Raw genomic sequence first — 512 nt, forward strand, 5'->3', positions numbered from 1 at the left:
CAAAAAAATATACCAGTCGAAAGTGTGGGATGTTATATACCAGGGCGGCGATACCCAATGATTGCTTCTTCCCATATGACTATATTAACAGCTAAGGTTGCTGGAGTTAAACGAGTAATTGCATGTACACCACCTATAAATGGAAAGATTCCAGAAACAACTGTATATGCCATGTATAAAGCTGGTGCTGATGAAATATATATTTTAGGTGGAATTCAAGCAATGGGAGGCATGGCAATAGGTACAGAGAGTATTGAGGCTGTTGATATGATTGTAGGTCCAGGCAACGCTTTTGTTGCAGAAGCAAAACGTCAACTTTTTGGAAGAGTAGGAATTGATTTGTTAGCAGGCCCTACTGAAACTTTAGTAATTGCGGATGAATCTTCTGAACCAGAAATGATTGCAACTGATATTTTAGGACAAGGTGAACATGGTCCTACTTCACCTGGTGCAATTATTTCTACGTCTGAAGAAGTTGCTAAAATTGCTATTGAAGAAATTGATAAACAATT

The 512-nt window shown here is 38.1% G+C and carries 1 protein-coding gene; it reads left to right on the top strand.

Features of this window, described 5'->3' with window-relative positions:
• Positions 1-512: histidinol dehydrogenase (locus tag ACF91D_RS31665; protein WP_392438681.1), on the top strand; the 512-nt coding region annotated here is incomplete at both ends.

The organism is Staphylococcus sp. 231237_7MaSpsaltlick, from assembly GCF_043107035.1.